Source organism: Microbacterium sp. (assembly GCF_047606385.1).
In the GTDB taxonomy this organism is placed as follows: Bacteria; Actinomycetota; Actinomycetes; order Actinomycetales; family Microbacteriaceae; genus Microbacterium.
Map to the genome: position 1 here is coordinate 1 of NZ_JASGEL010000073.1, position 6,667 is coordinate 6,667.

General features: G+C 72.6%; 7 protein-coding genes and 1 tRNA gene. 4 read left to right on the forward strand and 4 right to left on the reverse strand.

All coding sequences use genetic code 11. The annotated features are described in order from the left end of the window. The 4 genes from QM626_RS07030 to QM626_RS07045 all read left to right on the forward strand — a co-directional run. On the forward strand, positions 1 to 805 hold an 805-nt coding region (locus tag QM626_RS07030; protein ID WP_415075404.1), incomplete at its 5' end, for a hypothetical protein. Continuing rightward, positions 802 to 1,176, forward strand: a complete 375-nt coding sequence (rsfS, locus tag QM626_RS07035) for a ribosome silencing factor (protein ID WP_415075406.1) — start codon at positions 802 to 804, stop codon at positions 1,174 to 1,176. The genes QM626_RS07030 and rsfS, both read left to right, overlap by 4 nt. Before the next feature lie 72 nt (positions 1,177 to 1,248). After that, positions 1,249 to 1,324, forward strand: a tRNA-Ala gene (locus tag QM626_RS07040). Positions 1,325 to 1,413: 89 nt separating this feature from the next. Then, positions 1,414 to 2,493, forward strand: coding sequence for an NAD(P)-binding domain-containing protein (locus tag QM626_RS07045; RefSeq protein ID WP_415075408.1), 1,080 nt, complete (start codon positions 1,414 to 1,416; stop codon positions 2,491 to 2,493). A gap of 18 nt (positions 2,494 to 2,511) precedes the next feature. Here QM626_RS07045 and QM626_RS07050 read toward each other — a convergent pair whose 3' ends face one another. The 4 genes from QM626_RS07050 to QM626_RS07065 all read right to left on the reverse strand — a co-directional run. Beyond that, positions 2,512 to 3,849 (reverse strand): DUF222 domain-containing protein, encoded by a 1,338-nt coding sequence (locus tag QM626_RS07050; RefSeq protein WP_415075410.1) that lies wholly within the window; start codon positions 3,847 to 3,849, stop codon positions 2,512 to 2,514. Between the two features lie 98 nt (positions 3,850 to 3,947). Next, positions 3,948 to 4,298, reverse strand: coding sequence for a VOC family protein (locus tag QM626_RS07055; protein ID WP_415075412.1), 351 nt, complete (start codon positions 4,296 to 4,298; stop codon positions 3,948 to 3,950). A gap of 109 nt (positions 4,299 to 4,407) precedes the next feature. Beyond that, entirely contained in the window at positions 4,408 to 5,784 is a 1,377-nt protein-coding gene (locus QM626_RS07060; protein ID WP_415075414.1) for a DHA2 family efflux MFS transporter permease subunit, read from the reverse strand. 35 nt (positions 5,785 to 5,819) lie between these two features. Continuing rightward, on the reverse strand, positions 5,820 to 6,667 hold an 848-nt coding region (locus QM626_RS07065; protein ID WP_415075416.1), incomplete at its 5' end, for a 3-methyladenine DNA glycosylase.

Consider the following 6,667-nt stretch of genomic DNA (forward strand, 5'->3'; position numbering starts at 1 on the left):
CCCCGCCGCGCCCCCGCCGGCGGAGCCCGCGCCGCTGCCGCGCGCGGCCGAGCCGGCGCAGGTGGCTCCGGCTCCGCCTCCCGACGCGAGCGTCGATCTCGGCGTCTCGCCGCTGACCCGGCGGCAGGCTCGGGAGCAGGAGCGCATCCGCACCGCCTCCGTGCCGGTGATCTCCGCCGACGTCGCCGCTGCGCACGGCTACGCGCCGCCCCCGGAGACCGTGCCCGCGGCGGCGGCGCCGGTGGAGGACGCGGCGCGTGCGCTGGGGCTGTCCACGGCGCCGGAAGAGGACGCGACGCCGGCGACGGTGTCCGATCAGCTCGGCTCCGACCTGCTCGCGGGCGAGGCCCCGGCGGCCACCCTGCCGCCGTCGTTCGACCAGCTGCTGTCGCGCGAGACCGCGACCAACGGCGCGACGACCGCCGCCAGTGCGCTGATCCTGTCGCAGACCCCGTCGGCGCCGCCTCTGGTGGGCCCGGTCACGGCGACCGGCGAGGTCATCCTGACCGGCACCTTCGATCTGCCGGAAGGGCTCGGATCGCGCGGTCACGCGGCCGGCACGACGGACGGCATCGACGCTGACGCAGTCCTCATCGACGGTGAGCTGCCGCCGGCGTCCTCGCCGACCCCGATCGCAGCCAGCGCCGCGATCAGCACGGTCAAGTCCGCGGACGAGATCATCCGGCCGCCGGCCCCCGAGAAGGGCAGCAGGCTCATGCTGGTGCTCGCGATCACCGCGGGCGCGCTCGCCCTCGCGCTGATCGGCGTGCTGGTGCTCGCCGTGGCGACGGGCGTGTTCTCGTGACGGCGACCGCTGCCGGCATCGAGGCCCTGCAGGTCGCTGCGCGCGCCGCGGACGCGAAGGGCGGGGAGGACCTCGTCGCGCTCGACGTGTCGGAGCCGCTGCCGCTCGTCGACGTCTTCCTGCTGGTCACCGGCCGCAACGAGCGCAACGTCGCGGCCATCGCGGACGAGGTCGAGGAGAAGCTGCTCGAGGCGGGTGTCAAGCGCATCCGCCGTGAGGGGCGTCAGGAGTCGCGCTGGGTGCTGCTCGACTTCGGAGACCTCGTGGTGCACGTGTTCCACGAGGAGGAGCGCACCTTCTACGGCCTGGAGCGGCTCTGGAAGGACTGCCCGGTCGTCCCGCTCGACCTGCCGGTGCACTCGGTCGAGTGACGGCGTGCCCGATTCGGTGCGTCCCGGGCGGATGTAGTAGTCTTTCAGGGTTGCCCCGCGAGGGGTGAATGAGGGCCTGTGGCGCAGCTGGTAGCGCACCTGCATGGCATGCAGGGGGTCAGGGGTTCGAGTCCCCTCAGGTCCACCAAGAGCGAGGCCGTCCGGCCTGACGGCCTCGGTAGCGGCATCCCGCGACGATCGAGGAAGAACGCGAGCGCCGGCGGCGTTCGGCTTGTCGTGACCGTCCTCGACAGCATCGTGATCGGCGCGGGGCAGGCCGGCCTGTCGGCGTCCTACCACCTGCAGCGTCTCGGCATCCGCCACGTGGTCCTCGATGCCGACACCGAGCCGGGCGGTGCATGGCGGCACCGCTGGGACGCGCTGACGATGCGCGACGTCCACGGCGTCGCCGAGCTGCCGGGCGATGTCCCGCCGCCGCGCGACGGCCGCCGCGCGAACGTCGTCGTGCCCGCGTCCTTCGCCGCATACGAGCGTGCGCACGGTCTGCCGGTCGTCCGGCCGGTGCGGGTCGACCACGTCGTCGACGACGGCGGCATCCTCCTCACACGGTCAGGGCTGCGGGAGTGGCGCAGCCGCACCGTGGTGAACGCGACGGGCACGTGGACGCATCCGTTCATCCCGCACTACCCGGGCATGGAGACCTTCCTCGGCGAGCAGCTGCACACGGTCGACTACCCCGGCCCGGAGCACTTCATCGGCAAGCGGGTGCTCGTCGTCGGCGGCGGAGCGTCGGCCGTGCAATTCCTCGGCGCGCTGGCCCCGATCACCGACACGCTGTGGGTCACCCGTAGGGAGCCGGTGTGGCGGACGGACGAGTTCACGCCGGAAGCCGGAGCCGCCGCCGTCGCGCTCGTCGAGGAGCGGGTGTCAAAGGGTCTGCCGCCGCAGAGCGTGGTGAGCGTCACCGGGCTCATGCTGCGCCCGCAGGAGCGCGAGGCCGAACGGCTCGGCGCCTACGCGGCCCGGCGGCCGATGTTCCAGCGGATCGAGCCCGACAGGGTGCGCTGGGCAGACGGCGCCTTCGAGCGCATCGACGTCATCCTCTGGGCGACCGGTTTCCGGCCGGCGATCGGCCATCTCGCGCCTCTGCACCTGCGGTCAGCAGCCGGCGGGATCCGGCTCGACCGCAACGGGCGGGGGACCACCGCGGTCGTGGACCCCCGCGTGCAGCTGGTCGGCTACGGCCCGTCGGCGAGCACGATCGGCGCGAACCGGGCCGGACGGTCTGCGGCCAAGGGCGTGCAGCGGATGCTGTCCGCCCACCTCGTCGAGCGGGCGATCATCGCCGAACGCTGAGACCTCCGCGAGAGCGGGTCAGAACGGAGGCGGATCGCCGTCCGGGACGAAATGCACCGTCGGCGCGGGTGGGTCGTCGATGTAGACCTCGCCCAGGGGCGATGTCCATTCCAGGACGCCGTCACCCAGCTGCCGGACTCGCCAGGCGGTGAACTGCTTCATGGAGTGATGTCGCCTGCAGAGCCCCGCCAGGTTCGAGAGGCGCGTCGGGCCGCCGGCGGCATGGTCGACAGTGTGATCGATCTCGCAGCGGACGGCAGGGACGCGGCACCCGGGGAATCGGCAGTGGCTGTCGCGGGCGCGCAGATGCCGGCGCAAGGGTCCTTCCGCGAACCGGGTGTCGGTCGCGAGCACGGCGCCGGCGACGGGGTGGGTGAGGATCCGCGCCCACGCGGTGGGGACCGCTCCGGCGAGGCGCCTGGCGGTGTCGGCGTCGATGGGGGCGTGGCCGACGAGGTCGGCGGGGTGGTCGTCGACGCCCAGCAGCGTGAGTGCGGGAACCACGACCTGGACCGTCGCGCGGATGGCGCCCAGCGTGCCGGGACCGTCGTCGGTGCGGGTGGGATCGGCGCCGGGCTGAGCCGTGAGGACCATGTCGGTCAGGATGTCGGCGCGCAGCTGGTCCATCGTGCGGGGGTCGGATGCGAGGATCTCGTCGTGATCCGTTGCCGTGCGGACACGGAGGCGCTCCTTCGCTCGTGCGCGAGCCTCGACGCTGGCGACGGCCTGCCGGGTGAGCCGGTCGTACATGGCGTGGACCGTGATGGCCGGGCCGATCAGCGTGAGCGCGGCCATGGCATCCGGCAGGTCGCAGTCTCGTACGCATCGGCCCTCTCGTGCGGCTCGATGACGCTCGCCGAGCGTTCGCGGATGGAGCCGCTCGGCCAGGATCGCCAGTCCGGCGCGCACCCGTCCGGGAACCTCCTGTTCGCAGCGCGCCACCGCCGTCTGCTCGAACCGGGGGAGCGCCTCGTCCGGCAGCGGCAGGCCGAGATCTGTGATCACATAGACATGCCCGCGAGTGATGCGACCTGCCTCCCACGCGGCCAGCGTCGCCGGGAATCTGGTCACCAGCGTCTCGGCCCGATCGATCTGACGCTGTGCCGACCGGTCGGAGACCCGCAGCGTGCCGCCGAGCTCGGCGGCGACCGAGCGCAACGCCATCTCCCGCTCCTTCACGTCGGCGGACGCCCCGTCGGTCTGCCGATGGGCGATCGCCCCGGCGCGCGCCAGCGCGCGGGTCAGTCGCGCCTGCGCCGCCTCCGCTTCGCGTTGCGCCGCGAGCGCCTCATGCACGACGTCCGCCAGCTCCGCGGCATCCGCGTCGCTGAAGCCGAATCGGAGGTTCGAATACATGTACTAATGATATGGCCGGCCTCCGACACGCGACCGTGCGGTCATGAACCTGTGGACAACCGCGCTCGAGCCTCGTACCCGGGGTCGAGGCGTGCTCGTCAGCGTTGGATCGACTTGTACAGCACGATCCCGTTGCCCTGGTTGTCGTAGACGACCGCCCGACGCTCGTGCGCGTCGTCGTACGCCGCACGGGCGATCCCGCCGCCCGCCTCCTCGATCGCGGCGGCCGCGGCATCCACGTCGTCGGTCTTGATGCCCACGACGATCTGGCCGGGGATCGGGTGGTCGAGCGGAGTCGCGAGCGCGAGCGTCACGGTCCCGCCGTCCAGCGCGGCGTAGTGGTCGCCATCACGGAACTTCAACGGGAAGCCGAGCCCCTCGTAGAACGCGATCGACGCGTCGAGGTCGTCGGTCGCCAGGACGATCTGGCGGATCTGCTGCTCGGTCATGATGTCTCCTGTTCGTGGTCCGGGTGGGGAACGGTGCCACGGTAACGGCACCGCGCCGCGCAGCGGAACGGCGACGACATCGGCGTTCACGGTCGTCGCGACGCCGGAGTCAGGCGCGTCGCGTGAGCGAGCTGCCGGCGTCGCGCGACATGCGCGCGGCCTCGACGAGCGGGACGAGCGTGAGCGCGGCGATGACGAGGAACGCGAAGCGATAGGGCACGGCGCCCGGGCCCCAGACCTGTCCCACGGCGAGGCTCAGCCCGCCGACCGCGACGCCCACACCGGACGAGAGCTGCTGCAGGGTCGAGTTGAGGGTGTTCGCCGAGGTCATCTCGCCGGCCGAGATGTCGGCGAAGGTGATCGTGGTGTACACCGTGAACCCGACCGACCGCGCCGCGCCGCTGATCACGAGCAGCACCACGATGAGCGCGATCGGCACCGCCGCCGTCAGGAACGCCATCGCGACCATGCAGGCGATGCCGACGACGATCGAGACGACGAGCACGCTCCGGAAGCCGAAGCCGTGCAGCATCCGTGTCGTCGCCGGCTTGATCGCCGCATTCCCGATGAACAGGGTCAGCACGATCGCGCCGGAGGCCACCGCCGACCAGCCGAACGCGTCCTGGAACAGCAACGGCAGCAGGAACGGCACGGCGCTGATCGTGGCGCGATAGAGCGAGCCGCTCGCGTTGGCGACGCGGAACGACTCGTGACGGAAGGCGCGCAGGTCCACGAGCGGGAACGGCGTACGCAGCAGATGACGGATCGCCAGGGCCGTCGCGACCACACCGATCGCCGTCACCACGATCAGGACCGGCACGTCCGCGCCGGACTCGGTGACGGTGCCGGCGGCCCACAGCAGCGCGCCCAGGCCCACCACGGTGGCGACCAGCCCGTACCAGTCGAAACGGGATGCCGCCGGCAGCTCCACGTCGGTCACCAGGAACAGGGCGAACCCGAACGCGACGAGCCCGAACGGCACGTTGACCAGGAAGATCCAGTGCCACGACGCGTACGTCGTCAGCACCCCGCCGAGGAACGGCGCGATCACCGGCGCCACCAGCCCCGGCCACACGAGGATCGCGATCGCCCGGATGATCTCCGACTTCGGCGTCACCCGCAGCACCGCGAGTCGTCCGACCGGCACCATGAGCGCACCGCCCACGCCCTGCAGCACCCGCATCGCCACGAGCATCGGCAGGCTGAGGCTCACCGCGCACAGCACGCTCGCGATCGTGAACAGCGCGATCGCGGCGAGGAACACCCGTCGCACGCCGAGCCGGTCGGTCAGCCAGCCAGATGCGGGGATGACGACGGCGACCGCGAGCAGGAACGCGGTCACCGTGATGGCGATCGCGGCCGCGTTCACCCCCAGGTCGGCGGCGATCGCGGGGGCGGCGGTCGTGACGATCGTGCCGTCCAGGTTCTCCATGAAGAAGCACGCCGCCACGAGCAGGGCGACGGCGGTCCGGCGCGACGGGGTCATCGGGACCGGGCCCGGCGGAGGAGATGCAGCATCACTCAGAAGTCTCGCACCGGCGAACGCCGGTGCCAGACCTGGCCGCCCGCGATCTGCAGCAGCGCCGCGCGCAGCGGACGGGCGCGCTCGGCGAACCCGCGCTGGCGCGCGATGTACTCGCGCTTGCCGGCGTCCGTCTCCACCTCGATCGGCGCGTAGCCCCACTCGCGCAGGTCGTACGGCGAGGCCCGCATGTCGACGACGCGGATGTCGCGGGCCAGCTCGAACGCGTCGAGCAGCAGATCGCCCGGCACGAGCGGCCCGAGCTTGACGGCCCACTTGTACAGGTCCATGTTGGCGTGCAGGCAGCCGGGCTGCTCCGCGGCCGCCTGGCCCGCCCGCGACAGCACGGTCGCGTTGCGGGGCGCCGCCGACGGCGTGAAGAACCGGAACGCGTCCAGGTGCGTGCAGTGCAGCTCGTGCGCCTCGACCACCGCGTCCGTGCCCGTCGCGCCCAGCCGCAGGGGCACCGCGTGCCGGGTCTCGGGTTCGCGGTAGACCATCGCCCACTCGTGCAGCCCGAAGCAGCCCAGCCGGGGATTGCGCGACAGGGCGCCGTGCAGGATGCCGCCGATCGCCCGCAGCAGCACGGCCCGCTCGGCGCGGAACGCCGCGGCGTCCACGCTCACGCCGTCGCCGTCGGCGCGGTACCACCGCCACCCGGCGCGTTCCGGCGCGTCGGCCAGCACGACCCCGGCACCCGGATGCCACCGGCGCAGCAGGGACGGCTTGTACGAGTAGTACGTGTAGAGGAAGTCGTCGATCGGATGCGTGAGGCCCCGGGCGGCGCGGAACCGGCGCCCGGCCGTGAGCGCGTCGGCGCGACGGGCGTGGGCGGCCGCCGTGGTGC